The organism is Caulobacter sp. GW821-FHT10C03 (genome assembly GCF_059415485.1).
Genome location: NZ_JBWKNI010000009.1, coordinates 61,568 through 88,343, shown reverse-complemented (window position 1 = coordinate 88,343; position 26,776 = coordinate 61,568). Strand labels below are relative to the sequence as shown.

The following is a 26,776-nucleotide window of genomic DNA, read 5'->3' as shown; positions in this document are numbered from 1 at the left end:
TCCTAGGGTGTGGGTTCGCTGATCCTGCGCAGCAGGTTTTCGAGGATTTCTGGGGGCGGCAGGCTGACCAGCCGGGCCGCGATCGAGCTCATGCCCTCGGCGCTGACCGAGAACTTGCGCGCGTAGCTGACGTTTACCGAGGCGGCGACCATGACGAAGCCGGTGTTGACCCCCACGCTCGCCCCGGCCGAGACGCCGAATTCGGTGCTCTCGGTCATGCTGAACGAGAGCTTGGCCTCCACCGTCGCCTCGGTGAAGCTGTAGAAGGTGGGCGTGAAGCCCAGCGAGATCAGGTTGTGGGTCTCGCCGCCGATCTCGATGTCGGTCGTCGCCATGGCCTGGGCCGTGGCGATGCTGTTGCGGTCGAGCGCGGCCTGGGCTTCGGCGATGGCGACGCCCAGGCGCTCGATGATCTGCGGCAGCGGCGCAGAGAGCAGCTGCCGGGTGACGGCGGCGGTTTCGCTCATGGCGTCGGGGTCGGGGCTGGCGTCAGGTAGGTCTTGATCTCGTCGAGGAACTCGACGGGCGCGGGCACGGCGACGATGCGGGCCGAGATGCTGCTGTTGCCGTTCACCGACTGCTCGAACTGCCGGCTGGTGCGGTAGTCGACGGCCAGGCCGACGGCGACCGAGATCTTCGGTTTGTCGCCGCTGGCCGTGGGACCCGCCGCGATGGGGGCCAGGGCCTTGGTGATGCTGGCGCCGTCGGCGGCCGACAGGGCGATGTCGTTGGCCGAAAGGGTGACCAGGTTGATCAGCACCACGTCCTTGGCGTCGGCGAAGGTGACGACCCCGCCCTGGCGGGTGGCCCGCACGCCGTGGGTGGCGCTGCCGGCGTTGACGTCGCGCGTCAGGTTGAAGGCGTAGGCCTCGGGGGTGTCGCCGGCGAAGTTGGAGCCGCCGGAATTGACCGCCGCCCCGCTGATCGCCACCGAGGTGTCGGACGCCCCGACCTTGACCGCCGTGGCGTCGACGGCCTGGGCCGTGAAGTGGCGCACGATGATGAAGCCGTTGCCGCTGGCGCTGCCGCCGGTCTTGTCCGGGGTGGGCGTCGCCTGCAGCTGGGTTCCGGCGGAGTCGACGATGATCAGCAGGTCGTTGGAGTCGGCCAGCAGCACCTCGGCGCGGCGGAACTGCTGGTTGGAGACCTCGTCGGTGGCGCCGACCCAGCGGTCCTCGCCCTTGGTCTCGACCTTGCGGATCTGGGCGGCGGGGACGCCGTTGCTCTTCAGGTAGTTGGCGACCGCATTGGCGCGGTCCTCGCCCAGCTTGATGTTGTAGTCCTGCGAGGCGACGCGGTCGGTGAAGCCGATGACGTCGACCACCGAGCCGCTGTCGCGCAGGGTGCGGGCCAGGAGGCCCAGCTCCTCGGTGGCGGCGGGCTTGAGCACCGAGCTGCCGCTGTCGAACAGGGCGATGCCCAGCGTGCCGCCGCCGACCGGCAGGGTGGAGCCGACCGGATCGCGCTGCAGCTTGGCCTTGAAGCCGCCCAGGGCGTTGATCGCCGAGACGACGGCGCGGGCGTAGAGCAGTTCGTTGGCCTGGCTCTTGACGTTGGCGGTCTTGCCCGCGGCCAGGACGAAGTCCTCGCTGGCGCCGGCGGTGGGGGTCTCGACGATGCGGATCACCCCGACGCTGGACTCGCCGGCCCCGTAGAAGGCCACGCCGCTGTCGGTCTTGATCGGGTTCTTGGCGGTGTCGGGATCGAGCTTGAACTGCACCTTGGTGTGCTGGGCCTCGACATAGGCCCGCTCGAACTTGCCGGCCGGGGTGCGCAGCTTCTGGGCCACGGCCTCGGCGGCGGCCTCCAGGTCGGCGCCGGCCGCGTCGGTCTTGGCGCCGTCCACCGTGACGCTGGCGGGCAGGCTTTTCAGCGTGATCTGAGCCTCGCGGGCGTTGGCCGGCGATTGCGGACCGCCCTGGCCGAAGCCGAAGTCCAGCTTGCCGCCGATGCCGAAGGCGCTGGCCTCGCCGACCTTCATGGTCAGCTGCATCGAGACCGTCAGGTCGGCGTGCTGGTAGTGGTAGAAGGGCGGCGACAGGCCCAGCTGCAGCAGGCTCTTGCCGCCCAGCCCCGGGCGGGGCTCCACGTACTCGCCGACCTGGGCCAGGCTGTTGAGGTCGAGCGCCTTCTGGGCGTCGGCGATCGACAGGCCCATGGCCTTGATGAACTCGGCGACGCTGGCGTCGGCCAGGATCTGGCCGGGCGTCATCTTCTCGATGGGGTTCTCGTCAGCCATGCATCGGTTCCTTGCTCATCGGCTCCCGGGGCGACACGGGGGATTCACAGACGCGGGTTCGATCGACGGTGTCGGCGCGCACGGTCCAGTAGCCGTGGGCGCGCTGGGCCTCGGCCAGCCGGGCGGCGGTGACGCCGAGGCCCCGGGCGGTCCAGGAGAGCAGGTCGCGGGCCAGGCCCAGGCCTTCGTCCAGGGCCAGGGCGGCGGCCAGGCCGTCGCGGGCGCCGGCCACGTCTCCGGCCTTCAGCCGATTGACGCCCAGGCGCTCCAGCAGGAAGGCGCGGTCGCGGCGCTGGAAGTCGCTGGGCGTTCCGTCGCCCAGCTCGGCGGCGGCGCTGCTGGCGGCCTCGCCGGCCAGGGTCGCGGCCTGGTCGTGGGCGCCCGTGCGCTCCAGGCTCTCCAGCACGCAGTGCAGGTAGTGGCGGGCGAAGATCTGCGGCGCGCGCACGCCATGGGCCAGGCGCAGGGCCTCGCGATACTTGGCCAGGGCCTCGTCGTGGCGGCCCTTCAGCGCCAGCAGCTTGCCGGCCTCGGCGACCCCCGCGTGCAGGCGATGGACGTCGGGACGGGCGGTCATGGTCTGGCCGCTCATCGGACGGTCTCGGCGAACAGCACCTCGGCGCCGGCCGCTTCCAGCCGATGACGCAGCAGGCGGGCGTGGGGGCGGGGCATCGGCGGAGTGGCCAGCGGCGCGGGGCCGGCCAGGCCGAATTCGGCGAGCAGGGCGGCCGGGGCCGACAGGATGTCCAGCGCCTGGTGGGCGAAGGTCTCCAGCTCGGCGCGGACATGCAGGTTGGCGGCCTCGTAGGCGGCCATCCGGTCTTCGAGATCGGCGAAGGCGACGCCCGCCTCGATCGGAACCGGCAGGGCCTGGCGCAGCAGGTCGTAGTCCTCGACCGGAACGCCGGCCAAGGCCTCCAGCGCCTCGGCGGCGTCGTCCGGCGCGGCGACCAGTTCGATGGAAAAGCGCAGGAAGGCTTGGTCGATGATCCGCACCTGCTCGGGAGCCTTCAGCCGCCGCCACAGGCCGTCGGCCTCGCCGCGGGTCAGGTCGAACACGGTGGCCGAACCGCCGGCGGCGATCTCTGCCCCGGCCGGCAGGCGCGGGCGCAGTATGCCGACCTGCAGGGGCGACAGGCCGCTGGCGAAGAGGGCGAAGCCAGCGGTGTCGGGACGACTGGCGGTCAGGCGCACGGCGTCGGCGGGCAGGGCGGCTTCCAGCGCCCGGACCGTGGCCTCGGTGACATTGCCCAGGATCACGCCGGGCGGGGTCAGCAGCAGGTCGAGGGCCACGCTCGGCTCCATGCCGAGGAACCGCCCCAGGGCCTGGCCGACGGCGTCGGCGGCGTCCAGATCGATGAGCTCGCCCGCCAGATCCACGGCCGGCGCGCGGGCCGGAGCGGGGCCGGCCGGGGTCACGGCCACCTCGACGCCCAGGGTACGGATGACGCCGGCCAGATGCGTGGCGTCGGCCGCCGGCAGTCCGGCCAGCAGCCGGGCGGGGGCGCGATAGAGGGCGTCGACCACCGTCTCGACAGGCATGTCGAGGGCCTGGCTGAGCACGGATGCGGCCTTGGGCGTGGCTCCGCCGATGCCCGTGACCAGCAGGTCCGCGGGCTCCGTGCTCGGAAGATCTACGCTCTGGGACGCTACGCTGGGGTACACCGACGACTCGAGCACCAATCCCTCCCTGAGGCTGGTTTCGACCGGGCGATCCACGCTCTGGTTGGCGTGGCGCTGGACTCGTGTCAGAGTTGCAATTGTTTGTAAAGCTTTGAAACATCGCACGTGGTGAATTCACACCGGGTGCTTTCGCCCGTGTGCTGACGATCGCGGCGGACCTCATTCCCGAGGGCGCGGCGGAAGAACTGTCACGAAGCCGTGCTAGCGCCGGCCCATGTTTCCGGAGCCCGCATCCCTTCGCGCCAGGCGCCTCGTGTTCTGGCGTGTCGCGTCATGACCGACCTGGCCAGCCTGCGCGCCCAGCGTGACGAGCTCTATCACTTCATCGTCCGGCGCACGCGCGACCCGGCGGCGGCCGACGACCTGGTGCAGGAGACCTTCGCGCGGCTGCTGACCTACGAGAAGGCGCGCACCGTCGCCGACCGCGCGGCGCTGGGCTACCGCATCGCCCTCAATCTGGTCCGCGACCACTTCCGCAGCCGCAAGCGGCGGCCGGTCGAGGCGCTGGACGACGACATTCCCTGCCAAGCCCCCGCGCCGGAGCAGATCCTCATGCATCGCCAGAAGGTCGAGGTGTTCGGCAAGGTGCTGGACGCCATGCCGCCGCTGCGCCGCGACGTGTTCATCCGCCGCCGCCTGCACGGCCAGACGACGCGGGAGATCGCCGCGGCCCTGGCCATGAACGAGGCGGCCGTCGAAAAGCACGTGGTGCGGGCGCTGGAGCAGCTGCATCGCGAAGTGGCCAAGGCCGAGCGCCGCGCGGGAGGCCGCCGATGAGCCGCGCCCGCCGCACCGCCGCCCTGTGGGCCGCCCGCCGGATGGACCCGGCCTTCCGCGACGAGGCCGGTTTCGCCGCCTGGCGGACCGCCGACGCCGCCAACGCCCAGGCCTTCGACCAGTTGTGGACCACCAGCCAGGACGCGGCCCTGTCCGAGGCCATGGCGCTGAGCGAACAGCGCCGCGCGGTGCGCGCCCGTCGGGCCGGGCCGATCGCCGGCCTGGCCGGCGGCCTCGTCGCCGCCTGCGCCCTGGCCGCCGTGATCGCCTGGCCGCAGCTGCAACTGATGACCGTGACGCCCACGATCTTCGAGACGGGCAGGGGAGAGCATCGCACCGTCGCCCTGGCCGACGGCACCCGGGTGACGCTGGACGGCGGCACGCGTTTGTCGGTCCGGATGGGGTCGCAACGTCGCGAGGTCGCTCTGGCGCAAGGAGAGGCCTTCTTCGACGTCGCCCACGACGCGGCGCGGCCGTTCACGGTGAAGACCGCCGAAGGCTCGGCCCGGGTGCTGGGCACGGCCTTCGACCTGGAGCTCAGCCACGAGCGCGGCCCGGGGCGGGTGGAGCTGTCGGTGCATCGCGGCCGCGTGCGGCTGGCGCCCAAGGGCCTGATCCATCGCACGGCCGAACTGACCGTCGGCCAGCGGGCCTTCGCCACCGAGGGGCGGCTGTCCAAGGTTCGGGCCTTCGACCCGGCCGGCGACGACTGGCGATCGGGCTGGCTGGAGACCGACGGGGTCACCCTGGCGCGGCTGGTCGAGCGGCTGAACCGCGCCTCGCCGACGCCGATCGTGGTCGAGGGCGAGGATCTGGGCCGTCAGCGCGTGGCCGGCCGCTTCCGCATGGACGATCCGGACGCCCTGGTGCGCAATCTGGCGCTCGTCCACGGCTTCAAGGTCAGGGAAGGCGAGGGCGGCCTCGTCCTCACCCGTTGAGGCGTCGGCTGACCCCGTCGCGGAAACTTCACAAAATTCCCTGTCCTGACAGGCGGGGCGCCAGCGTCTTTCCCGCCGAAGCCGGCCTCACGCCGCGCGAACTCGGGGATAGACGATGACCTTCAAGACCTGGCTCGGTACGGCCTCGGCCGTGGCTCTGCTTTCGGGCGGTTCGGCGCTGGCCGCGCCGGCGCCCAAGCCGGCCCTGGCCATCCCGGCCGGCGACCTGTCGACGGCCCTGCCGGCCTTCTCGCGCGCCACCGGCCTGCAGGTGCTGGCCGACCCGGCCCTGCTGGCGGGCAAGCGCACCGCCGGCGTGCGCGGCGAGGTCGACGCCGAGAGCGGCCTGGCCCAACTGCTGCGCGGCACCGGCCTGACTTACGTGCGCAACGGCGGCGCGGCGGTGCTGCGCCCGGCGGCCCAGAAGATCTCGACCGCTCCGGCCCCGGTCGCCCGCGCCGAGGCCGCGTCGGCTCCGGCCGCCGCCGAGCCGGTCGCCGAGGAGCCCGCCACCGTCGAGGAGGTCGTCGTCACGGGCGGTTTCGCCAGCTCGCTGGCCCGGGCGCTCGCCGACAAGCGCAAGGCCGCCAACGTCGTCGACGCCATCTCGGCCGAGGACATCGGCAAGTTCCCGTCCAACAACATCGCCGAAGCCCTGCAACGGGTGCCGGGCGTGGCCATCACCCGCGACCGCGGCGAGGGCCTGTTCGTCCGTGTCCGGGGCCTGGGTCCCAACTTCCAGATCGTCACCCTCAATGGCCGCAGCGCCGCGGTGAACGAGAACATGCGCGACAGCGGCCAGAGCGGCCGCCAGTTCCGCTTCGACACCCTGCCGTCCGAACTGGTGGCCGGGGTCGAGGTGGGCAAGACGCCGCTGGCCTCGCTGGACGAGGGCGCGATCGGCGGCGTGGTCGACATCAAGACCTTTCGCCCGCTGACCCTGGGCAAGAACACCATGGCCGCCTCGGTGACGGCGAGCCATCCGGAACTGGCCGGCAAGACCGACCCGCGCGCCTCGGGCCTGATCAGCTGGGTCAATGACGACAAGAGCTTCGGCACCCTGCTGGCCCTGGTCTACGACCAGCGCACCCTGCGCCAGGACCGCGTCACCGGCGTGGGCTGGAGCTATGTCGACACCTCCACGACCCTGGGCAAGAGCCTGGCGGCGCAGGGGATCAGCCTCTATCCGACCGCCATCCGCCCGACCCTCGAGCGCGAGGATCGCGAGCGCAAGGGCCTGGTGTTCTCGGCCCAGTACCGGCCGACCGACGCCACCGAGATCACCTTCGACGCCAGCTACACCCACCTCGACGACCACTATGACGAGCTGACCTATTCGGTCGACCAGACGGTCTCGACCCTGGTTCCCGGCACGGCCGTGGTGCGCGACGGAACCCTCGTGGGCGGCACGGTCACCTCGACCAGCCAGATCGGCCGCGAAGTCAGCGACCTGGCGCACGACAACCTGATGCTGGCGATCAACGGCAAGCAGCGGATCGGCGAATGGACCTTCTCGGGCGACGCGGCCTACGCCCGCGCCTATTCGGAGACCTCCAAGCCGATCACCCGCACGCGCCTCTTGGGCTCGATCGGCCAGACGACCTTCAACATGACCAAGGCCGACGACGAGGAGCTGCCGAGCGTCACCCTGGCGACGACCAACCTTTCGAACCCCTCGCTGCTGCCGTTCCGCCGCATCGAGTACCGCGTCAACGACTCGCTGGATCTGGAAAAGGCCCTGCAGGCCGACGCCGAGCGTCCGGTCGAATGGGGGCCGTTCAACCGCATCGCCTTCGGCGTGAAGTTCCGCGAACGCGAGCGCACCTATAATCGCGCCGACATCAACTACACGACCAACCTGGCGGGCAAGTACTTCGACGCCAGCTACTTCGAGGCCTTCCCGGTCAGCGACTTCCTCGGCGGCGTGGGCGGCAACCTGCCGCGCACCTGGGTGATGCCCAACCCCGAGAAGTTCTGGGCCCTGGCCGACAAGAGCCAGCTGGGCACGGCGCGCGCCGACAAGCGCAACTCCTACTTCGTGTCGGAAGAGATCCTGGCCGGCTACGCCCTGACCGACCTCGACACCAAGATCGCCGACCTCCCGCTGCGCGGCGAAGTGGGCGTGCGCGTGGCCAACACCAAGCAGGTCTCGGCCGGCCACGCCGACAACGGCACGACCGCCGTGCCGGTGCGCTACGAGAAGAGCTACACCGACGTGCTGCCGACGGCCAACTTCGCCCTCGACATCACCGACACCCTGCAGGCCCGCGTCGCCGTGGCCAAGGTGATCACCCGTCCGTCGCTGGCCGATCTGGCCCCGCGCCTGACGCTGAACTCCTCGGGCACGGTGCTGACGGCCGTGGGCGGCAATCCGGAACTGAAGCCGTTCGAGGCCTGGCAGTACGACGCCACGCTGGAATGGTACTTCGCCCCCGGCAGCGCCCTGATCGCCGGCGCCTTCTACAAGGACATCACCACCTTCGTTTACAGCCAGAAGACCAACATCGTTGTCGACGGCCAGACCTACCAGCTGACCTCGCCGACCAACGGCGGCCAGGCCACGATCAAGGGCGTCGAGCTGGCCTACCAGCACCTGTTCAAGAGCCTGCCCGCGCCGTTCGACGGCCTCGGCTTCCTGGCCAACTACACCTACACCGACACCGAGGCGACCTACTCGGCGACGCTGAAGGACCAGATGGTCAACGTCGCCAAGAACAGCTTCAACCTGACCGGCTTCTACGAGAAGGACCGCATCGCGGCCCGGGCCAGCTACAGCTGGGTGGACGACGTGCTGCAGGACGTCGGCGGGGCGGGCCTGTCGGCCCTCAACGACGCCGCCTTCGGCTCGCTGGACGCCAGCATCAGCTACAAGATCACCCCGCAGATCACCGCGGCGGTGGAAGGCCAGAACCTGACCGACGCTGCCCAATGGCAGTTCGTGAAGGGCGGCTGGTTCGGCGGCTACACCAAGTACGGCCGCACCGTCAGCTTCGGCCTGCGCGCCAAGTTCTAAGGCTGGTTGCTCCGTTCACGGAGTTCTGTCGCGCCCCGGCTGCTTTTCCTGGCGGCCGGGGCGGCGATCCCGACTTTCCGGAGGGGACGCCCCTTGCGCTCCTCCGTTCCGATCCCCTTGACTGGCCCGCGCGATTCCGTTGTGCGGGCCGTTTTTCGTTCTGGGAGTTCCGATGCGTCTGCTTGCCCGCCTCTTCGCCGCCGCGCTGACCGTTTCGGTCGCCGCGCCCGCCGCCGCCCAGCAGGCCGGCGACACCCTGGAGAAGGTGGTGATCCTCAGCCGCCACGGCGTGCGCGCGGCGATGTCGAGCCCCGAGCGCCTGGAGACGGCCACCGCCAGGCCCTGGCCGCGCTTCGGCGTACCGCCGGGCCACCTGACGGCCAACGGCGGCGCGCTCTCGACCCTGTTCGGGACCTACTATCATTCGCTCTACGCCAAGCAGGGCCTGCTGGCCGGCGCCGACTGCGGCGCGGTCTACTACTGGGCCAATGTCACCCAGCGCACGATCGCCACGGCCAAGGCGCTGGGCGAGGGGCTGTCGCCGGGCTGCGCCATCGACGTCCACACGGTGGGCGAGGGCAAGATCGATCCGATGTTCGAGCCGGTGAAGGCCGGCGTCGCCAAGCCCGACCTCGCCCTGGCGCGCGCTTCGGTCGCTGGCCGGGTGGGGGGCAGCCTCGCCGCCTGGAGCGCCAGCCACGGCGACGCCATCGCCAGCCTCGACGAACTGCTGATGCAGTGCGACGCCGCGCCGTGCCCGAAGGCCGCCGGCAAGCGCCGCGTCTATGACGAGGCCCCGGCCTTCCTCGACGACGCCGACGAGACGGTGGGCATCGCCGGTCCCGAGGCCTTCGCCTCTGGCGTCACCGAGAGCCTGCTGATGGCCTGGGCCGACGGCCAGGACTTCGCGAGCCTGGGCTGGAAGGGCCTGGACGAGGCCTCGCTGCTGCGGGTCTTCCCGCTGCACCAGGCCGAGTTCGACCTGCGCCTGCGTTCGCACGAAGTGGCGCGGACGGGCGCCGGCCACCTCGCCTCGCGGATCCTGGCGACGCTGGAGACCAAGCCCGGCAAGGACGCGATCGGAGACGCGAATTCCAAGATGGTGGTGATCGTCGGCCACGACGGCACCCTGGCCATGCTGGGCGGCCTCCTGGGCCTGGAATGGGCCGCGCCGGGCTATCAGCCCAACCAGATCGCGCCGGGCGGCAATCTGGTGTTCGAGCGCTGGAAACGGGCCGACGGCGTGCGGGTGATCCGCGTGCGCTACGCGGTGCAGAGCCTGTCGCAGCTGCGCGGGAAGAAGGCCCTGACGCTGGCGGCCCCGCCGGAAGCCTCGCCGATCTTCGTGCCGGGCTGCAGCCAGGCGGGGGCGGGTTACGACTGCCCGGCGGAGACGTTCGCGGCGGTGGTGAAGGGGGCCGTGGCCCGCTAACCCCAATCTCCCGTCATTCCCGCCCTTGTGGCGGGAAACCCTGGTTCCGCTTTAACGTGAGGCGCAAGCGGCGTGCTCAGCACGCCGCCCCACCTGCACCTGCGGCTGACAGAGGGGTTCCCGCCACAAGGGCGGGAATGACGGGAGTATAGGAGAGGGGAGCGACCTTCGCCGCTCCCCCACTTGCCTCAGTGCACGGCCGACGTATCGGCGACCCGCGTCGGTTTCGGGGCCAGCCAGACGATCAGGGCGGCGACCACGAACAGCACGGCCATGGCCATGAATACCTGGTTGGTGGCCAGCATGACGCCCTGGCTCTGGACCATGTTGTCCAGCGTGCCGCGCGCCTGTTCGGGCGTCAGGCCCACGCCCTGCAGCTGGTCCATCGTCGATTGCGCGCCGTTGAGCACGCCCGACAGTTCATTGTGGTTGCGGCTGGCGCCGTCGGCCCAGACCGTGGTCACCACCGAGGTGGCGAAGGCCCCCGACAGCGTACGGCAGAAGTTCATCAGGCCGGCGGCGCTGGCGGTCTCCTCGACCCGGACGCTGGCCAGGGCCAGGGCGGTCACGGGGACGAAGAAGAACGGCATGCCGAAGCCCTGGAACAGCAGCCAGTGGGCGATGTCGAAATAGCCCATCTGCTGGTTGGCCTGCGCCCGGAAGAAGGTCATGAAGGCCATCCACATCAGGCCCAGGAACACCAGCTTGCGGGCGTCGAGCTTGGCCGACATGCCGGCCGCCAGCGGCGCGACCATGACGGCGGTGACGCCGAGCAGGGCCGAGACGTAGCCGGCCCAGGTGGCCGTGTAGCCCATGTTCTGCTGCAGCCAGAGCGGGTTCAGCACGTTGATGCCGAAGAAGGCCCCGAAGGCGACGCTGAGGGTTATGACCGCAGCGGTGTAGCCGCGGTGGCGGAAGACCCGCAGGTCGACGATCGGGTTCTGCTCGGTCAGCTCCCAGATCAGGAAGGCGACGAAGCCGACGGCCGCGACCAGGGCCAGGCCGATGATCAGCGGCGAGGAGAACCAGTCGTGCTCCTTGCCCAGGTCCAGCATGATCTGCAGCGAGCCGACCCAGACGACCAGCAGGCCCAGGCCCACCAGGTCGACCTTCGCCTTGGCAAGAGGCGTCTCGTGGGCCTTCAGCAGGTTCCAGGCGAACCAGGAACAGGCGATGGCGATCGGCACGTTGATCCAGAAGATGAAGGCCCAGCCTACGCTGTCGCACAGCGCGCCGCCCAGGATCGGCCCGAGGATCGGGGCGACCAGGGTGGTCATGGCCCACAGGCCGGTGGCCGCGGCCGCGTGCTTCTTGGGGAAGACGCGCAGCAGCAGGGTCTGGGACAGCGGCATCAGCGGGCCGCCGCAGGCGCCCTGCAGGATGCGGAACAGGACGAGGAAGCCCAGCGACGGCGCAAGACCGCACAGGAACGAGAAGATCCCGAACCCGATCATGCCGAAGACGAACACCCTGACCGCGCCGAAACGGGCCGAAAGCCAGCCGGTCAGCGGCACGACCACGGCCTCGGCCACGGCGTAGGAGGTGATGACCCAGGTGCCCTGGCTCGGCGAGACGCCCAGGGCGCCGGCGATGTTCGACACCGAGACGTTGGCGATGGTGGTGTCGAGCACCACCAGGAAGTTGGCGGCGGCCAGGATCAGGCCGGCGAAGATCATCGCCGGCCCGCTGAGCGGCGCGGGTTCGGAGGCCGCCCTTGCGGGGACGGCTTGAGCGGTCGCCATGACGGCTATCCTTGCTCTGAAGGGTTCTACGCTTGGCGCGCGTCTGGCGGGCGAAACCGCTTACACTTTCGCCCGACGCGCTCTTAGCCGCGGGTGTCGATCGTGGCTTTCATCGACAGGCCCACGCGCAGCGGGTGAGCCTTGAGGTCGGCCGGGTCGATGGCGACGCGGACGGGCAGGCGCTGCACGACCTTGATCCAGTTGCCGGTGGCGTTCTGGGCCGGGATCAGGGCGAAGGCCGCGCCGGTGCCGCCCGACAGGCCGGCGACCTTGCCGTGGTACTTCACCGAGCCGCCGTAGAGGTCGGCTTCCAGCTCGACCGGCTGGCCGATCTTGACCTTGCGCAGCTGACCTTCCTTGAAGTTGGCGTCGACATAGGCCGCGCCGATCGGAACCACCTGCATCACCGGCGAGCCGGCGGCGACGCGCTGGCCGATCTGGACGTTGCGCTTGGCCACGACGCCGTCGATCGGCGCGCGGATGACGGTGCGCGACAGGTCCAGTTGGGCCTGCTCGACCTTGGCGCGGGCGGCGGCGACTTCCGGGTTGGCGTCGACGCTGGCGCCGGCGGTCAGCACGGCGTTGGCGGCCAGCGAACCGGCGGCGGCGGCGCGGTTGGCCTGGGCCTGGACCTGCGAGGCCTTGGCCGAGGCGAAGGCCGCCTGGGCGTTGGCGAAGGCGTTCTGGGCGCGGGTCAGTTCGTCGCCCGAGACGGCGCCGGTGGCGGCCAGGGCCTTGCGGCGATCCAGGTCGACGCGGGCGCGCTCAAGGTCGGCCTGGGCCGAGGTCAGGTTGGCGGCGGCGCGGGTCTGGTCTGCGTCGCGGGCGGCGATCTGGGCGGCCAGGCTCTGGTCGGTGGCCAGATAGCCGCGCACCCGGCGCTCGGCGCGGGAAAGATCGGCTTGCGCCGAGGCGAGAGCGATGCGGGCGTCGCTGTCGTCGAGGGTCACCAGCACGTCGCCTTGGCGGACGACCTGGGTCTCGTGGACGGCGACGCTGCGCACCGGACCGCCGACCAGCGGGGTCACCTGGGCGGTGTCGGCGCCGACATAGGCGTTGTCGGTCTCGACGTGGTGCGAGCCGACCAGGGCGTAGTAGGCGCCATAGCCGGCGCCGGCGACGACGATGACGGCGGCGAGGCCGGCGAACAGCTTCTTGCGCTTGGCGCCGGCGGCCTTCTGCGAGGCGGCCTGGGCTTGGGCGCCGACTTTGGGGGCGTCGGCGGAGGCTTCGGAATCGAACATTGGGGGATGCTCCGGGAAACGGGTCAGGCGGCGCGGTAGCCGCCGCCGAGGGCGCGCACGAGCGCCACGTCGAGGGTGAAGGCGCGGGTCTCGAGGTCGGCGAGGGTCCGCTGGTTGGCGATCAGGGCGTCCTCGGCGGTGAGGACGTCGAGGTAGGTGGCCAGGCCGCCGCGATAGCGCTGCAGGGCGATGTCGTGGGCGGCCGACGAGGCGTCGACGGCCTTGCGGCTTTCACCCAGGCGGGCGTCGAGGGCGCGGGCGCTGACGGCGGCGTCGGCGACGTCCTTCAGGGCCTGCGACAGGGTCCCGTTGTAGCTGGCGACGGCGGCGTCGTAGTCGGCCGCGGCCCCGCGATAGCCGGCCCGCAGGGCGCCGCCCTGGAAGATCGGCAGGCGGATAGCCGGACCGAACGAGCCGATGCGCGAGCCGCTGTTGGTCAACATGTCCAGGCCCAGCGACTGCTGGCCGAAATAGGCCGAGAGGTCGACATTGGGGTAGAACTCGGCCTTGGCCTTCTTGACGCTCTGGGCGGCGGCTTCGGCCCGCAGGCGGGCGGCGACGACGTCCGGGCGGCGGCCGATCAGGTCGGCCGACAGGTTCTGCGGGAGACCAAAGGCTTTCAGCGCGCCGACCTTCGGACGCTCCAGCGACAGGCCCCGGTCGGGACCGGCGCCGAGCAGGACGGCCAGGCGGTTGCGGGTCAGGCCGACGGCTTCGTCCGAGGCGGCCAGCTGGGCGCGGGCCGAGGCCAGCGCCGCTTTCGACTGCTCGGCCGAGCCCTGGTTCTCCAGGCCGTTGGCGGCGCGGTCGGCGGTCAGTTGGGCTGTCTGCTCGCGGGTCTTCACCGCGTCGGCCGCCGCGTCGCGGTCGGCGAACAGCTGGGCGAGGTCGGCATAGGCGGCGGCGACATTGGTCGACAAGACGAGGCGCGTCTCGGCGGCTTCCGCCTGCGCGGCCTTGGCCTGCGAGGTGGCGGCGGCGAGAGCCGCGCGGTTCTTGCCGAAGAAGTCGAGCTCCCAGGCGAAATCCAGCGTCGCGCGGCCGCTGTCGTTGTAGCCCTTGGGCACGTACGCGGCCGGGAAGCCGTTGTGGTAGCTCTGCTTGACCGACGCGTAGTTGGCGTTGGCCGACAGGCTGGGCAGCGTGGCCGAACGGGCCTGGCCGGCCAGAGCTTCGGCCTTGGCGACGCGGGCCTGGGCGGCGGCCAGGTCGGGCGAACCGGCCAGGGCTTCTTCGATCAGGGCGTCGAGCTGGGCGTCGCCATAGGCGGCCCACCAGCGGTCGGCCGGCCAGTCGGCGGCAGGAGCGGTCAGGCTCGCTTGCGACGCGTAAGCGTCGGGCGCCTTGATCGCCTGGGCCGGCGGCAGGGTCGGCACGGCCGCGCAACCCGCCAGGGCCGAGGTCGCGAGCAGGGCCGCGAGGGTAGTTTTCAGGGGGAGGGACAAGTGGGCCATCGAATTGCTCGATATCAAACCGTACAGGACGGTCTAAATATAACTTGACGTGACGGCGTCAAGCGAAAAGTGTACAGTCTGGTCCAGAAAACGCCTGGGCCGCGTAGTCTGGGTCGATCGGGGGGAGAGGAGAGCGCGTGCGCGTCAAGACCGAGGAGAAGCGGAAGTGCATCCTGGAAGCCGCCAAGGCGGTGTTCCTGGAGCGTGGATTCCTGGGCGCCAGCATGGCCGAGGTGTCGGCCCGGGCCGGCGGCTCCAAGCAGACGCTCTACAGCTACTTCGCTTCGAAGGACGACCTCTTCGTCGCCACCATGCTGGAGAAGGGGACCAAGATCATCGATCCGGTGTTCGCCACCTTCGAGACCGAGGACGAGCTGCGTCCGGCCCTGAACCGTTTCGGCCGCGCCTTCCTGACGTTCATCGCCAGCGAGGAGGTCATGGCTTTCCGGCGGATGATCATCGCCGAGGGCGCGCGCTCCAACCTCGGCAAGCTGTTCTTCGAGAACGGCCCCAAGCGCGGCTGGACCAGGATGACCGCGCGCTTCGAGTGGTTCATGGACCAGGGCAAGATGCGGCGGGTCGACCCCTGGCGGGCGGCCATGCATTTCCAGGCCCTGTGCGAGGCGGGACCGTTCTATCGCCTGCTGGAAGGCGTCCTGAAGGAGCTTCCCCCGTCGCTGGTCGACGAGACGGTGGACGCCGCCGTCGATGTCTTCATGCGCGCCTATGGCGTGGAGCCAGCCAAGACCTGACGCGCGGTTGCGCCTCGCGCGTTCTGGGGTAGTGTTGCACTCAGGAGTTGTTCTGGCGTGCGGAGGCTGACCTTGTCGAACGGGATCGCGCGGACGGCCGTCCTTGTCCTCGCCATGGCCGCGCTGGGCGCCTGCGCCAGTTCGCAGCAGGCGCGACTGGCCAGCCTTGGTCCCTTGCAGACGGCGCTGACGACCTCGCCGGAGGAACTGCGCGCGCGGGCCGACCGCAACGACGCCTCGGCCCAGCTGAGCCTGTCGCTGCTCTACGAATACGGCCAGGGCGGCGTCGAGCGCGACCCCATCGAGGCCTATCGCCTGCGCAAGGCGGCCACGGCGTCGCGCGGGTCGACGCCGATCACCACCTATATCGCGGGCCTGAACGGCAAGCCCGGACGGGTCTCGATGATCTTCGTGCCGCGCTACGACGTCGCGCCGTTCCAGGCGACGATCAACCTCGCCTGCTCCCAGGCCCTGGCCCAGGAGGATCGCTCGCCCGAAGCGATCGGGGCGTGCGGGGGCGAGGAGAACTACGCCGAGCTGGCGGCCCGCTGGCGGCGCTGAGCCGCGTCAATTTAGAAAAAAAGGGGAGGAAAGCCTTGTCGAAGACGGTCATGTCCATCGCGTCCCTGGTCGCAACGACGCTGCTGATGACGGCCTGCGCGACGGCCCCCGAGGATCGGCGCGCCGAACTGGAGCCGCTGAAGCTGGCGCTGACCACCTCGCCGCAGGAGTTGCGCGACCGTGCCGCCGGTCCCAGCGCCAAGGTCCAGCTGGCCCTGGCCCTGCTGTACGAGAACGGCCGGGGCGTCGAGCAAAATCCGGTCGAGGCCGAGCGTCTGCGCAAGGCGGCGACGGCCTCGCGCGGGACCTTGCCCCGGACCGAACGCGAGACGCTGGATCAGCCCGGCGAGAAGATCTTCCGGGAGAACGCGCCGCGCTACGACATCGTCGAGCCCCAGGTCGCCGCTAACCGCGCCTGCGCCAAGGTCCTGGCCGCAGGCGACCGCTCGGCCAAGGCCGTCGAGGCTTGCGGAGGCCAAGCCAGCTACGCCGAGCTGGCGGCGCTCTGGCGTTAGACTCGATCGATATTTCCACCGAGCATCCCCGCGAAAGCGGGGACCCAGGCTTTTTCTGAAGCCCGCGGCGCTCGATGATAAAACGCCTGGGCCCCCGCCTTCGCGGGGGTTTTACGGATTTTGGGGAGGCTGCGGGCCGAAGACTGCCGACCCGAGCCTAACCTGTCGCGCCGGCGATCAGCTCCAGCGCGTCGGCTTCCGACACCACCTCGGCGTACTTGGCCTGCAGGTCGAAGAGGTTGGCTTCCTGCACCCGCTCGTCGCGGTCGCCGGAGGCTTCACGCACCACGAACGGGATGAAGCCGTGCTGCAGCGCGTCGAGCGCGCTGGCCCGCACGCAGCCGCTGGTCGAGAACCCGCCCATGATCACCGTGTCGACGCCCATGGCCCGCAGGGTCGAAGCCAGGGGCGTGCCGAAGAAGGCCGAGGCGTACTGCTTGGACAGCACGATCTCGCCCTCGATGGGCGTGATCTCCTTGGGAAAGGCGCCCAGCGGCGAGCCTTCCTGGAAGGCCTTCAGGGCGGGCACCTTGCGATAGAACACCCCGCCGTCGCGGCCGCCGACGCCGGCCTGGTAGACGACGTTGGTCAGGATCACCGGGATCCCGGCCTTGCGCGCCGCCCGCAGCAGGCGGGCGTTGCTGGCCAGGGCCGCCTCGACGCCGGCATAGAGCGGCGAGTCCGGCAGCAGATAGGCGTCGACCACGTCGATGATCAGCAGGGCCGGGCTCTTGCCGAAGGCCAGGCGCCCGCCGAAGCCGGCGCGCTCGTAATCGGAGTTCAGATCTTCGGCCATTTCAAACTCCGGTCGTCCTCACCAGAGGACATCAAATCCAACAAACGATGTCATCCCGGCCGGAGGCGCAAAGCGCCGTAGAGCCGGGACCTCGCACGCTTCCGATATGGCCGCCGCGGGAGATCCCGGCGCTCCGCTGCGCTGCGGCCGGGATGACAATCAAGGGGCAGGGGAGGTCCTAGACCACCCCCTGCTCGGCGAAGGTCTTCAGTTCGCTTTCCGAGATTCCCAGCTCGCCCCACACCGCGCCGTTGTCCTGGCCCACCGCCTGCGAGGCGATGGCGCGGACGACGCCGGGGGTCTTGGAGAGCTTGGGCATGACGTTCTGCATCGGCAGTTCGCCCCAGCGCGGGTGGTCGAGCGTGACGATCGACTCGCGCGCGGCGAAGTGCGGGTCGGCCAGCATCTCGGGCGCGCGATAGATCTTCCCGGCCGGCACGCCGGCCTCGATCATCTTGGCCTCGACCTCGTCGACCGTGAGGGTCTTGGTCCACTCTTCGATGAGGGCGTCCAGCGCCTTCATGTTGCGGCCGCGGTTGACGTGGTTGACGTAGTCCGGGTGCTGGGCGAGCTCGGGCTGGCCCATGGCCTTGCACAGGCGGCCGAACACCGTGTCCTGGTTGGCGGCGATCAGGTAGTCGCCGTCCTTGCAGTGATAGACGTTCGACGGCGCGATGCCGGGCAGCACCGAGCCCGAGCGCTCGCGGATGTAGCCCATGACCTTGTAGTCGGGGACCAGGCTTTCCATCACCTGCAGCACCGCCTCGTAGAGCGAGCTGTCGACCACCTGGCCCTGGCCGGTGGCGTCGCGGTGGCGCAGGGCCGCCAGGGCGCCGAGGCAGCCGTAGGTCGCCGCCAGGGCGTCGCCGATCGAGATGCCCATGCGCGAGGGCGCGCGGTCTGGATCGCCGACGATGTGGCGCCAGCCGCCCATGGCCTCGCCGATGCCGCCAAAGCCGGCGCGGTCGGCATAGGGGCCGGTCTGGCCGTAGCCCGACACCCGCACGATGATCAGGCCTGGGTTCTCGGCGTGCAGGACTTCGGGCGACAAGCCCCAGCCCTCCAGCGTACCGGGCCGGAAGTTCTCGATGAGAATGTCAGCCGTGGCGATCAGCTTGCGGGCCAGGGCCTGGCCCTCGGGCACGCGGAGGTTGGCCGAGACCGTGCGCTTGTTGCGGGCCACGACCTCCCACCACAGCGGATAGTCGCCGCGGCCCCAGTCGCGCATCGGGTCGCCCTTGCCGGGCGGCTCGATCTTGATGACGTCCGCGCCCATGTCGCCCAGCAGCTGGCCGCAGAATGGACCAGCGATCAGCTGGCCCATCTCGACGACGCGCAGGCCCTTGAGGGGACCGGTGTTTTCAACCGTCATGACGCTTACGACCTACTCCGCCGCCAGGGCCAGCGGCGCGTTGCGCCACACGGGCGGACGCGGCGCGGGCAGGCCGGTGTCGGCCAGGCAGTTGGCGCGCAGCTCGTCGAGCGACGGACCACGGTCGAACACTTCCAGCGGGCCGCGTTCGGCGCGGATCTTGGCGCGCAGGGCGTCGGTAGCCGCCGCATCGACCTTGCCAGCGGCGTCCAGCACCACGCCGAAGCGCTTGGCGCCCTCGGCGCTGACCAGGCCGCGCGCGACCTCCAGCTCGACCAGCTCGACCTCGCGCTCCAGCGGGTCGCCCCAGCCGCCGCCGCCCCAGGTGACGAAGTGCAGCAGGTCGCCCTTGTCGACCTGGACGCCGTCGCACTTGGAGGGCAGGGCGATGCTCTCGCCATTGGCCTTGTCGAGGCGTTTCCAGGAACGCGCTCCAGGCGCGCCGCCGTTGACGCCCCACGGCGGCACGAACCAGCGGTCGTCGTGGATGGCGATCGTGCCGGCTTCCGTGAACTTGTAGGTCATGTGGATGCCGTTGCCGCCCCGGAAGCGCCCGGCGCCGCCGCTGTCGGCCACGCTCTCGTAGCGCTCGATGATCATCGGGAAGTAGCGTTCCAGGAACTCGTTCGGAACGTTGGTGAAGCCCGGCCACAGCGAGTGACCGTCGGCGCCGTCGCCGAACGGACGGCCCGGAATGCCGCCGAAGCCGATCTGGAACAGCTGGAACCACTCGCCCTTGCCGTCGAAGCCCGAGAACATCAGGTGCGGCGAGCTCGAGAAGCCGGCGGCGCACAGGAATTCCGGGGTCTTCTGGCCCAGCAGCGCGCCCAGCACGTCGAAGATGCGGCCCAGAGCGTGGGTGCGGCAGGACAAGGCGGCCGGGAACTTCGGCTTCAGCAGGCTGCCTTCCGGGATCCGCACGTCGACGAGGTCGTAGAAGCCGTCGTTGAAAAGGATCTGCGGGTCGAAGACCATGATCATGTAGATGCCGAAGAACATCTTGAACATGTTCTCGTTCAGCAGGAAGTTGATCGAGCTGTCCGACTGCGGATCGGTGCCGTCGAAGTCGAGCACCACCTTGCCGCCTTCGCGCCACATGGTGCACTTGATCTTGAACGGGCCGGCGCCCTTGCCGTCGTCGCAGATGTAGTCCTCGAACGACACCGGCGCTTCGCCGATGGCGGTCGAGATCAGGTGCGCCATGGCGCGATGGTTGCGGGCCAGCAGTTCGTCCAGGGCGCTGGCGAAGACGTCGTCGCCGAAGCGCTCGCAGATCTCGACCACCCGGCGGCCGGCCACGCGGCACGAGGCGACGATGGCGTGCAGGTCGGCCTTGAACCATTCGGGCATGCGCGACTGGTGGGCGGCGATGCGGATGATGTCGGCCTGCAGCTCGCCCTTGCGGTAGAGCTTCACCGGCGGCAGGCGGAAGCCTTCCTCGAAGATCGAGGCCGCGTCGGTGGGCAGGGAGCCGGGCACCTTGCCGCCGACGTCGGTCATGTGGCCGAACATCGCCGACCAGGCCACCAGGCGCCCGTCGCGGAAGATGGGGGCGATGCACAGCTGGTCGGACGCGTGGCTGATCGCGCCCTCGACCGAATAGGGGTCGTTGACGAGGATGATGTCGCCTTCCTCGATCTCGCCGTCATAGCCCTTGAGGAAACCGTCGATGAACGAGCCGAACTGGCCCACCACCATGCGGCCGTCGCGGTCGGCGATCAGCGGGAAGGCGTCGCCCTGCTCGCGGATGCCCGGCGACAGCGCGGTGCGGAACAGGGTGGCGTCCATCTCGACGCGGGCGTTGCGCAGGGCGTTCTCGATGATGTCGAGCGTCACCGGATCGACGGCGACCTTGCCGAAGGGCGTGGAATTGGTTTCCAGGATGCGCGCGGGCATGGCTCAGGATTCCTTGGCAGGGTTGATCAGGATGACGCCGTAGACGTCGACGACGGCTTCGCAGTCGGGCAGCACCAGGGTGGTCGAATCCATCTCGGTGATGATCGCCGGACCCGGAATGCGGTCGCCGGCGCGGAGCTTGGAGCGGTCATAGATGGCGGCCGGCTTCATGCCGCCGTCGGCCCAGACCTCGTGGTCGCGGATCTTGGCGCGCGAGGGATCGCCGTCGCCCTTCTCGATCTCGAGGCTGGGGATCTCCTGCACCTTGCCCATGGCGACGGCGCGCAGGTTCACCAGCTCGTGCTCGGCGTCCATGTTGAAGGTGAAGAGGCGGCGGTGCTCCTCGTCGAAGGCGGCGGCCAGGCGTTGCAGCCCGCCTTTCTTCAGGCTGTCGAGCGTCACGTGCATCGGCACTTCGAAGGCCTGGCCGTGATAGCGGACGTCGATCTCGAAGCGCGTCTCGATCTCGGCGTCGGCGACGCCGTCGGCCTTCAGGGTGTCGCGGATCTGGCCGTCCATCTCGCCGAACAGGGAGAGCACCTCGGCCTCGGTCGCGGCCGACAGGCGCTTGGAGTAGGAGCGGGCGGTCTCGGTGCGCATCCGGGTCGTCGCATCGCCCAGGGCACAGAGCACGCCGGGCGAAACGGGCGACACGGCCGGCCACGAGCCCATCAGCTTGGCCACGGCGTTGACGTGCAGGGGACCGGCGCCGCCGAAGCCCATCAGGGCGAAGTCGCGCGGGTCGTAGCCCTGCTGCACCGAGATCATGCGCAGCGCGCCGAACATGTTCTCGTTGACGATGTCGATGATGCCGCGGGCGGCTTCGTAGAGGTCGATGCCCAGGGCGTCGGCGATGGTCTGCACCGCCGTGCGGGCCGCCTCGCGATCCAGCTTGAAGGCGCCGCCCAGCAGGTCTTCGGGCAGGTAGCCGAGCACGACGTTGGCGTCGGTGACCGTGGGGGCGGTTCCGCCCTTGCCGTAGGCGGCCGGGCCCGGCGCGGCGCCGGCCGACTCGGGGCCGACGCGCAGGGCGCGGGTCAGTTCCGGCACCTTGGCGATCGAGCCGCCGCCGGCGCCGACCGTCTTCACGTCCAGCGACGAGGCGCGGACCGTGAGGTGGCCGACGTCGGTGGTGCGCACGCGGCGCGGCTCGCCGTTTTCGATCAGGGCCACGTCGGTCGAAGTGCCGCCGACGTCGAGCGTGAGAATGTTCTTCAGGCCCGAGTTGCGGGCCACCCACAGGGCGCCGGTGACGCCGCCGGCCGGACCCGACATCAGCAAGGACACCGGGTGCTCTTCGGACTTCTCCGACGACATCAGGCCGCCGTCCGAGCGCAGCAGGGCGATGCGGCCCTGCATGTCGAGGCCGCGCAGCTTGTCGCGCAGGTTCTTGACGTACTTGGAGACGACCGGACGGACCGAGGCGTTGGCGACGGTGGTCAGCGTGCGCTCGTATTCCTGCATCTCCGGCAGGACCTCGTGCGACAGCGAGACCAGCACGCCCGGCAGGATCTCGGCGGCCAGTTCGGCCACGCGGCGCTCGTGCGAGCCGTTGAGGTAGGCGTTCATCAGGGCGATGGTCACCGCCTCGACGCCCTGTTCCTTCAGCTTGGTCAGCTGGGCGCGGGCGTCGGCCTCGTCGAGCGGGCGGATCTCCTTGCCGGCCGCGTCGATGCGGCCCTTGATCTCGACCGTGTCTTCCAGCTTGGCCAGCGGCTCGGGCTTGGGCCAGATGATCCAGGCGGCCAGACCGCCCGGCACAAGCGAGCGGGCGATCTGCATCACCTGGTGGTAGCCTTCGGTGGTCACCAGGCCGACCCGGGCGCCCTTGCCCTCGAGCACGGCGTTGGTGGCCACGGTGGTGCCGTGCAGGAAGACGTCGACGTCCGACGGCTTGACCCCGGCCTTCTCGCAGACCGCGTTGACGCCGGTCATCACGCCGACCGAGCTGTCATGCGGGGTAGACGGCGTCTTGTGCCGCCAGAAGTCGCCCGTCGCCTCGTTCAGCAACAGCAGGTCGGTGAAGGTCCCGCCTACGTCCACGCCCAATCGGTAAGCCATCGTCAGCCTCTTTGCTGGCGCGCCAACTCCCCCCAGGGCGGCGGCGCGACGCCTATTCGGGCGACATTCCCCCGATCGGGCGGCGCGCGCCGGATCGGGGGAGGGGTTTCACCGCTGTGCGGGCGCCGCCCGTCGAACCGTCAGAACTTCACGGCGAGCTCCACGCCCCAGGTCGCGCCGGCGGCGGGCGAGACGAAGCTGCCGCCGAACTCCGGCGCCGGGATCACCTCGGCGGCGTAGTCCTCGTCCAGCACGTTCTTGCCGAAGGCCGTCAGGCTCCAGGCGTCGGCCTCGACCCCGGCCCGCAGGTCCAGCGTGGTGTAGGCGTCGCGGCGGGACTTGGCGTAGTTGGCCCGGCCCAGCGCCCCGTAGCTCAGCTCGAAGACGGTGGGATTGTCCTGGTCCTGCACGACGTGGAACCAGGTCGGCCCCGTGCCGCGCACGTCGGCCCGCAGGTGCAGCGACAGGTTCTGCGGCAGCGGATGGGTGTAGTCGGCCGCCAGGTTCCAGGTGTAGCGCGGCGTGTAGGGCGACTCGTTGCCGATCGTGTCGGGCCGCACCGAGTTCTTGCGGATCTCGCTGTCGGTATAGGCGCCCGAGGCCTCCAGGATCAGGTTCGGGCTGGCCTTGTAGCGCAGGCCGAGCTCCGCGCCCTTGATCCGCACCTCGTCGATGTTCGACACCACGCGCAGCAGGCCGAACGGGCCGACGAAGAACTCGAAGAACTGCATGTCGTCGACGTCGGTCTGGTAGGCGGCGGCGTCCACGGTCAGGCGGCCGTCGAACATCCGGCCCTTGGCCCCGATCTCGAAGCTCTTGGAGACTTCCTTGTCGAAGTCGTCGCGGATGGTCACCGGCTTGTAGCCGGCCGCCGTACGCACCGGGTTGATGAACAGGTTCACGGTCGCGGCGCTGCCCTGGCTGTTGAAGCCGCCCGACTTGAAGCCGACGCCCCAGTCGCCATAGAGCGTCCAGTCGTCGCTGGCCTTCCAGCGCAGGGCGATCTTGGGCTGGAGCTGGTCGTAGGTCTTCTTCTGGTCCTTGATGCCGCCGGGATTGATCGTCGTGTCGAGGCCGGGGTTGAGGGCCGCGCCGCCGGTATAGGCCGGGCCGTCGAAGTCGATGTACTTGGTGCGCGCGGCGGTCGGGACGAGGTTGTGCACCTTGCGCTCCTCGCGGTCGTAGCGCAGGGCCAGCGAGCCTTCGAGGCCGGGCGCGAAGTCGTAGGCCAGTTGGCCGAACATGGCCGCCACGTCGCTCTTGAAGTCGTCCCAATAGAGCTGCTCGGTCGAATAGGCCGAGGACGAGGGCACGTAGAGCGACCGCGGAACCTCGCCGCCGCCGTCCAGGCCCGTGGCGACGCCGACCTCGCGGTCGATGTGCAGAGCATAGGCGCCGACCATCCAGCGCAGGGCCTGGTCCGAACGCGAGGTCAGGCGCAGCTCGCCCGACAGGTCGCTCTGGTCGCGCTTCTGGTACTGGTAGCCGTCGCAGGTCGTCGGCGTGTAGGGGCCGAAGAACGAGCCGGCGGCGGTGGTTCCCAGGTACTGCGGCGAGGGCAGGGTGACCCCCTTGGCGTTCAGCGCCGCGATCGAGGCCGCGCAACTGGCGCTGGCGTTGAAGAAGCCGAACGAGGCCGAGGTGCCGTCGGCGACCAGGTCGTTGTCGATGTCGGAATAGAGCGTCCAGGCCGTCAGGGTGGCGAAGCCCAGATCGCGCTCCAGCTTGGCCGAGACCTCGAAGGCTTCCTGCCGGTTGGTGTGCTGCACATTGTTCTGGAAGACGAAGTCGTGGTCGTTGACGTCCTCGTAGTAGGACGGCGTGCTCAGCACCGAGGCGAACGACGGCAGGGCGAAGACGGCGTTGTAGGCGATCGAGCCGGCCGTCAGTCGGCCGTAGCGGGCCTTGAGGTCGAGCTTGGTCTTCTCGTCCAGCCGCGCCACGAGGCGGCCGTTGAGATTGTAGCCCCGGAAGCGGTCGACGGCGCCGTCGCTGAACTGGCTGTCGTAGAAGCCGTCGGTGCGCCGCCAGTCGGCCGACAGGCTGCCGGCCAGCTTGTCGGTGAGGGGGCCGGCCACCCGCAGGTCGCCGGCGTAGCTCTTGCGGTTGCCGGCGCTGAGCTTGGCCGAGCCTTCGAACTCGTCGCCCGGCTCGACCGTCGAGACGATGATCGCCCCGGCGGCGGCGTTGCGGCCGTAGACCGCGCCCTGCGGACCCTTCACCACCTCGATCTGGCGAAGGTCGGAGAATTCGCGGTTGAAGGCGGCCGGATTGGCCATCTGCACGCCGTCGACGACGAAGGCGAACGAGGCCTGGGCGTCGCGGGCGCCGTTGACGCCGCGGATGTTGACCTGGGCGTCGCCCTGTTCGGCGGCCTGCACCAGGCTGACGCCAGGGGTCAGGGCCACGAAGTCGGCGGCGCGGGCCACCCCGGCGGCTTCCAGCGTCGACTGGCCCAGGGCGGTGACGGCGGCGGGCACGTCACGCAGGTTCTCGGCCCGCTGACGGGCGGTGACCACGACTTCCTCGACGGCGGTGTCCTGGGCGGACGCGGCGCCGGCCCAGGCCAGGGCCAGCAGCGATACGCCGGCGCAGGCGGCGAGTGTTCCAGTAGTTTTCATTGATCAGCTCCCCTCGTTGATCGGGGGAGCTTGCGCCGCGTACCGACGTTCGCTGCGGGGCCGCGCGGGCTCCCCGCCTGTCGGGCGCCGGGGGCGGGGCGCTGGTTTCGAAGGCGCCGCCGCGCATGCTCGCGCGCCATGCCTGCCCGTGTCGCGGGCGTCGAGGAACACGCGCCATGACCACCCGCATCGAGATCGTCGAAGTGTCGCCCCGCGACGGGCTGCAGAACGAGAAGACGATGGTCTCGGCGACCGACAAGGCCGCCCTGGTGCTCAAGGCCGTCGAGGCCGGTGCCCGTCGCGTGGAGGCGGTCAGCTTCGTCAATCCGCGCGCCGTGCCGCAGATGGCCGACGCCGACGAAGTGATGGCCCGACTGCGCGGCCAGCAGGACCTGCGCTCGCGCGGCGTGTCGCTGATCGGCCTCGTTTTGAACCGCCGGGGCCTGGACCGCGCCATCGCCGCCGATGTCGACGAGGTCAATTTCGTGGTGGTGGCCAGCGAGACCTTCAACGCCCGCAATCAGGGCGTCCCGGTCTTCGAGACCCTGAGGCAGATTTCCGAGGCGCCCGAGGTCGCGCGTCAGGCGGGGCTGAAGCTGGGCGTCACCATCGCGGCGGCCTTCGGCTGTCCGTTCGAGGGCGAGGTGGCCGTCGAGCAGGTGGCGCGGATCGCCGCCGAACTGGCGAGCTTCGGCGTCACCGAGATCACCCTGGCCGACACCATCGGCGTGGGCGACCCGCTGGCGGTCGAGACCCGCTTCGGCGCCGTCCGCGCCGTCGCGCCCGGCGCGGTGCTGCGCGCCCACTTCCACAACACCCGCAACACCGGCCTGGCCAACGCCTTCGCCGCCTGGCGCGCGGGCGTGGCCAGCCTCGACGCCTCGATCGGCGGCATCGGCGGCTGCCCCTTCGCTCCGGCCGCGACCGGCAACGTGCCGACCGAGGACCTGGCCTACATGTTCGCGCGGATGGGCGTGGCGACGGGGCTCGACCTGCCGTCGCTGATCGACACGGCGGGCTGGCTCAAGGACGTGCTGGGCGCGCCGAGCCTGCCGGGGATGGTGTCGAAGGCGGGTGGGTTTCCCGCCTGATCCTTCTCCCCTTGCGGGAGAAGGTGGCGGCGAAGCCGACGGATGAGGGGTCTCTCAAAAAGCAAACGCCGCGAAAGCTGATCGGCTCTCGCGGCGTTCGAGGTCTGTGCGACCCCTCACCCGACCTCCTTCGGAGGCCACCCTCTCCCGCAAGGGGAGAGGGGTCTCAGTACTTCAGGCTCACCGCCACGCTGGCTCCACCAGCGCCGACGTCCACCGCCGAGTCCTCGAACTTTGGCGGGCCGAAGCGGGCCTTGGGGTCGCGCGACAGGCCGACGCCGTCGGCGGGCAGGCCCAGGGCGGTCTTCTTCATCACCCCGTCGCCGTCCTCGTCGTGGAAGGCCAGGAACGACCACTGGCCGGGCGGCAGGTTGGCGATCTTGGCGGTCACCGCGCCGGAGGCGGCCGGGACCTTCACGTTGTAGGGGCAGGTCTTCAGGAAGGTCGCCTTGTCGCAGGCCGAGACCACGATCTGGCCCTTGGCGGCGCTGACGCCGGAGACGCGAACCTCCACGGGGGCCGCTTGCGCGGCCCCCGCGGCGGCGGCGAGAGCGATGGCGAGGATGCTCGATTTCACGCTTTTCGCTCC

General features: G+C 70.2%; 21 protein-coding genes. 8 read left to right on the top strand and 13 right to left on the bottom strand.

Annotated features, from left to right (window positions below):
• Positions 1–2: 2 nt before the first annotated feature.
• The 4 genes from AC07NG_RS13675 to AC07NG_RS13660 are packed head-to-tail and all read right to left on the bottom strand — an operon-like array spanning position 3 to position 3,919.
• Complete coding sequence (locus AC07NG_RS13675) at positions 3–467, bottom strand: hypothetical protein (RefSeq protein ID WP_110119696.1); 465 nt, start codon at positions 465–467, stop codon at positions 3–5.
• The gene (locus AC07NG_RS13670) at positions 464–2,239 is read right to left on the bottom strand and encodes an OmpA family protein (RefSeq protein WP_492856782.1); all 1,776 of its coding nucleotides are present in this window, start codon (positions 2,237–2,239) and stop codon (positions 464–466) included. The genes AC07NG_RS13675 and AC07NG_RS13670 overlap by 4 nt, the downstream gene beginning before the upstream one ends.
• Positions 2,232–2,831 carry a hypothetical protein gene (locus AC07NG_RS13665; RefSeq protein ID WP_492856783.1) on the bottom strand — a complete coding sequence of 200 codons (600 nt, stop codon included), beginning with the start codon at positions 2,829–2,831 and terminating at the stop codon, positions 2,232–2,234. The genes AC07NG_RS13670 and AC07NG_RS13665 overlap by 8 nt, the downstream gene beginning before the upstream one ends.
• A complete protein-coding gene (locus AC07NG_RS13660) occupies positions 2,828–3,919 on the bottom strand; it encodes a hypothetical protein (RefSeq protein WP_494594562.1) in 1,092 nt (363 codons plus the stop codon). Before AC07NG_RS13660 ends, AC07NG_RS13665 begins: the two co-directional genes overlap by 4 nt.
• 276 nt (positions 3,920–4,195) lie before the next feature.
• Between AC07NG_RS13660 and AC07NG_RS13655 the strand changes: the two genes are divergently transcribed.
• The 4 genes from AC07NG_RS13655 to AC07NG_RS13640 all read left to right on the top strand — a co-directional run bounded on the left by AC07NG_RS13655 (position 4,196) and on the right by AC07NG_RS13640 (position 10,082).
• Entirely contained in the window at positions 4,196–4,699 is a 504-nt protein-coding gene (locus AC07NG_RS13655) for an RNA polymerase sigma factor (protein WP_110119698.1), read from the top strand.
• Positions 4,696–5,637, top strand: a complete 942-nt coding sequence (locus AC07NG_RS13650) for a FecR family protein (RefSeq protein ID WP_494594561.1) — start codon at positions 4,696–4,698, stop codon at positions 5,635–5,637. The genes AC07NG_RS13655 and AC07NG_RS13650 overlap by 4 nt, the downstream gene beginning before the upstream one ends.
• Before the next feature lie 115 nt (positions 5,638–5,752).
• Positions 5,753–8,650, top strand: a complete 2,898-nt coding sequence (locus AC07NG_RS13645; protein WP_494594559.1) for a TonB-dependent receptor — start codon at positions 5,753–5,755, stop codon at positions 8,648–8,650.
• A 172-nt stretch (positions 8,651–8,822) separates the two neighbouring features.
• Complete coding sequence (locus tag AC07NG_RS13640) at positions 8,823–10,082, top strand: histidine-type phosphatase (protein WP_494594557.1); 1,260 nt, start codon at positions 8,823–8,825, stop codon at positions 10,080–10,082.
• A gap of 188 nt (positions 10,083–10,270) precedes the next feature.
• Here AC07NG_RS13640 and AC07NG_RS13635 read toward each other — a convergent pair whose 3' ends face one another.
• The 3 genes from AC07NG_RS13635 to AC07NG_RS13625 all read right to left on the bottom strand — a co-directional run bounded on the left by AC07NG_RS13635 (position 10,271) and on the right by AC07NG_RS13625 (position 14,522).
• Positions 10,271–11,824 carry a DHA2 family efflux MFS transporter permease subunit gene (locus AC07NG_RS13635; protein WP_494594555.1) on the bottom strand — a complete coding sequence of 518 codons (1,554 nt, stop codon included), beginning with the start codon at positions 11,822–11,824 and terminating at the stop codon, positions 10,271–10,273.
• Between the two features lie 83 nt (positions 11,825–11,907).
• Positions 11,908–13,068, bottom strand: a complete 1,161-nt coding sequence (locus tag AC07NG_RS13630; RefSeq protein WP_494594554.1) for an HlyD family secretion protein — start codon at positions 13,066–13,068, stop codon at positions 11,908–11,910.
• Positions 13,069–13,091: 23 nt separating this feature from the next.
• Positions 13,092–14,522 (bottom strand): efflux transporter outer membrane subunit, encoded by a 1,431-nt coding sequence (locus tag AC07NG_RS13625; protein ID WP_494594553.1) that lies wholly within the window; start codon positions 14,520–14,522, stop codon positions 13,092–13,094.
• Between the two features lie 137 nt (positions 14,523–14,659).
• Between AC07NG_RS13625 and AC07NG_RS13620 the strand changes: the two genes are divergently transcribed.
• The 3 genes from AC07NG_RS13620 to AC07NG_RS13610 all read left to right on the top strand — a co-directional run bounded on the left by AC07NG_RS13620 (position 14,660) and on the right by AC07NG_RS13610 (position 16,350).
• The gene (locus AC07NG_RS13620) at positions 14,660–15,274 is read left to right on the top strand and encodes a TetR/AcrR family transcriptional regulator (protein WP_494594551.1); all 615 of its coding nucleotides are present in this window, start codon (positions 14,660–14,662) and stop codon (positions 15,272–15,274) included.
• Between the two features lie 72 nt (positions 15,275–15,346).
• A complete protein-coding gene (locus AC07NG_RS13615; protein ID WP_494594549.1) occupies positions 15,347–15,835 on the top strand; it encodes a hypothetical protein in 489 nt (162 codons plus the stop codon).
• A 50-nt stretch (positions 15,836–15,885) separates the two neighbouring features.
• Positions 15,886–16,350: an SEL1-like repeat protein gene (locus AC07NG_RS13610; RefSeq protein WP_494594547.1), complete on the top strand. Its 465-nt coding sequence runs from the start codon at positions 15,886–15,888 to the stop codon at positions 16,348–16,350.
• A gap of 157 nt (positions 16,351–16,507) precedes the next feature.
• Here AC07NG_RS13610 and AC07NG_RS13605 read toward each other — a convergent pair whose 3' ends face one another.
• The 5 genes from AC07NG_RS13605 to AC07NG_RS13585 all read right to left on the bottom strand — a co-directional run bounded on the left by AC07NG_RS13605 (position 16,508) and on the right by AC07NG_RS13585 (position 25,096).
• Positions 16,508–17,146, bottom strand: coding sequence for an isochorismatase family protein (locus tag AC07NG_RS13605; RefSeq protein WP_494594546.1), 639 nt, complete (start codon positions 17,144–17,146; stop codon positions 16,508–16,510).
• A gap of 178 nt (positions 17,147–17,324) precedes the next feature.
• The gene (locus AC07NG_RS13600; RefSeq protein ID WP_494594544.1) at positions 17,325–18,518 is read right to left on the bottom strand and encodes a CaiB/BaiF CoA transferase family protein; all 1,194 of its coding nucleotides are present in this window, start codon (positions 18,516–18,518) and stop codon (positions 17,325–17,327) included.
• Between the two features lie 12 nt (positions 18,519–18,530).
• A complete protein-coding gene (locus AC07NG_RS13595) occupies positions 18,531–20,414 on the bottom strand; it encodes a hydantoinase B/oxoprolinase family protein (RefSeq protein ID WP_494594542.1) in 1,884 nt (627 codons plus the stop codon).
• Positions 20,415–20,417: 3 nt separating this feature from the next.
• Positions 20,418–22,475 carry a hydantoinase/oxoprolinase family protein gene (locus AC07NG_RS13590; protein ID WP_494594540.1) on the bottom strand — a complete coding sequence of 686 codons (2,058 nt, stop codon included), beginning with the start codon at positions 22,473–22,475 and terminating at the stop codon, positions 20,418–20,420.
• A gap of 140 nt (positions 22,476–22,615) precedes the next feature.
• Positions 22,616–25,096, bottom strand: a complete 2,481-nt coding sequence (locus tag AC07NG_RS13585; RefSeq protein WP_494594538.1) for a TonB-dependent receptor — start codon at positions 25,094–25,096, stop codon at positions 22,616–22,618.
• A gap of 176 nt (positions 25,097–25,272) precedes the next feature.
• On the opposite strand from AC07NG_RS13585, the gene AC07NG_RS13580 reads away from it, so the two are divergent.
• Positions 25,273–26,187: a hydroxymethylglutaryl-CoA lyase gene (locus AC07NG_RS13580; protein ID WP_494594536.1), complete on the top strand. Its 915-nt coding sequence runs from the start codon at positions 25,273–25,275 to the stop codon at positions 26,185–26,187.
• A gap of 166 nt (positions 26,188–26,353) precedes the next feature.
• Here AC07NG_RS13580 and AC07NG_RS13575 read toward each other — a convergent pair whose 3' ends face one another.
• Positions 26,354–26,764, bottom strand: a complete 411-nt coding sequence (locus AC07NG_RS13575; RefSeq protein ID WP_494594534.1) for a DUF2141 domain-containing protein — start codon at positions 26,762–26,764, stop codon at positions 26,354–26,356.
• Between the last annotated feature and the right edge of the window lie 12 nt (positions 26,765–26,776).

Coding starts and splice junctions, on each gene's coding strand:
- AC07NG_RS13645 (WP_494594559.1), top strand. CDS start 5,753: ATGACCTTCAAGACCTGGCTCGGTACGGCCTCGGCCGTGGCTCTGCTT.
- AC07NG_RS13665 (WP_492856783.1), bottom strand. CDS start 2,831: ATGAGCGGCCAGACCATGACCGCCCGTCCCGACGTCCATCGCCTGCAC.
- AC07NG_RS13640 (WP_494594557.1), top strand. CDS start 8,823: ATGCGTCTGCTTGCCCGCCTCTTCGCCGCCGCGCTGACCGTTTCGGTC.
- AC07NG_RS13630 (WP_494594554.1), bottom strand. CDS start 13,068: ATGTTCGATTCCGAAGCCTCCGCCGACGCCCCCAAAGTCGGCGCCCAA.
- AC07NG_RS13650 (WP_494594561.1), top strand. CDS start 4,696: ATGAGCCGCGCCCGCCGCACCGCCGCCCTGTGGGCCGCCCGCCGGATG.
- AC07NG_RS13585 (WP_494594538.1), bottom strand. CDS start 25,096: ATGAAAACTACTGGAACACTCGCCGCCTGCGCCGGCGTATCGCTGCTG.
- AC07NG_RS13580 (WP_494594536.1), top strand. CDS start 25,273: ATGACCACCCGCATCGAGATCGTCGAAGTGTCGCCCCGCGACGGGCTG.
- AC07NG_RS13655 (WP_110119698.1), top strand. CDS start 4,196: ATGACCGACCTGGCCAGCCTGCGCGCCCAGCGTGACGAGCTCTATCAC.
- AC07NG_RS13590 (WP_494594540.1), bottom strand. CDS start 22,475: ATGGCTTACCGATTGGGCGTGGACGTAGGCGGGACCTTCACCGACCTG.
- AC07NG_RS13670 (WP_492856782.1), bottom strand. CDS start 2,239: ATGGCTGACGAGAACCCCATCGAGAAGATGACGCCCGGCCAGATCCTG.
- AC07NG_RS13600 (WP_494594544.1), bottom strand. CDS start 18,518: ATGACGGTTGAAAACACCGGTCCCCTCAAGGGCCTGCGCGTCGTCGAG.
- AC07NG_RS13675 (WP_110119696.1), bottom strand. CDS start 467: ATGAGCGAAACCGCCGCCGTCACCCGGCAGCTGCTCTCTGCGCCGCTG.
- AC07NG_RS13625 (WP_494594553.1), bottom strand. CDS start 14,522: ATGGCCCACTTGTCCCTCCCCCTGAAAACTACCCTCGCGGCCCTGCTC.
- AC07NG_RS13610 (WP_494594547.1), top strand. CDS start 15,886: ATGTCCATCGCGTCCCTGGTCGCAACGACGCTGCTGATGACGGCCTGC.
- AC07NG_RS13605 (WP_494594546.1), bottom strand. CDS start 17,146: ATGGCCGAAGATCTGAACTCCGATTACGAGCGCGCCGGCTTCGGCGGG.
- AC07NG_RS13595 (WP_494594542.1), bottom strand. CDS start 20,414: ATGCCCGCGCGCATCCTGGAAACCAATTCCACGCCCTTCGGCAAGGTC.
- AC07NG_RS13635 (WP_494594555.1), bottom strand. CDS start 11,824: ATGGCGACCGCTCAAGCCGTCCCCGCAAGGGCGGCCTCCGAACCCGCG.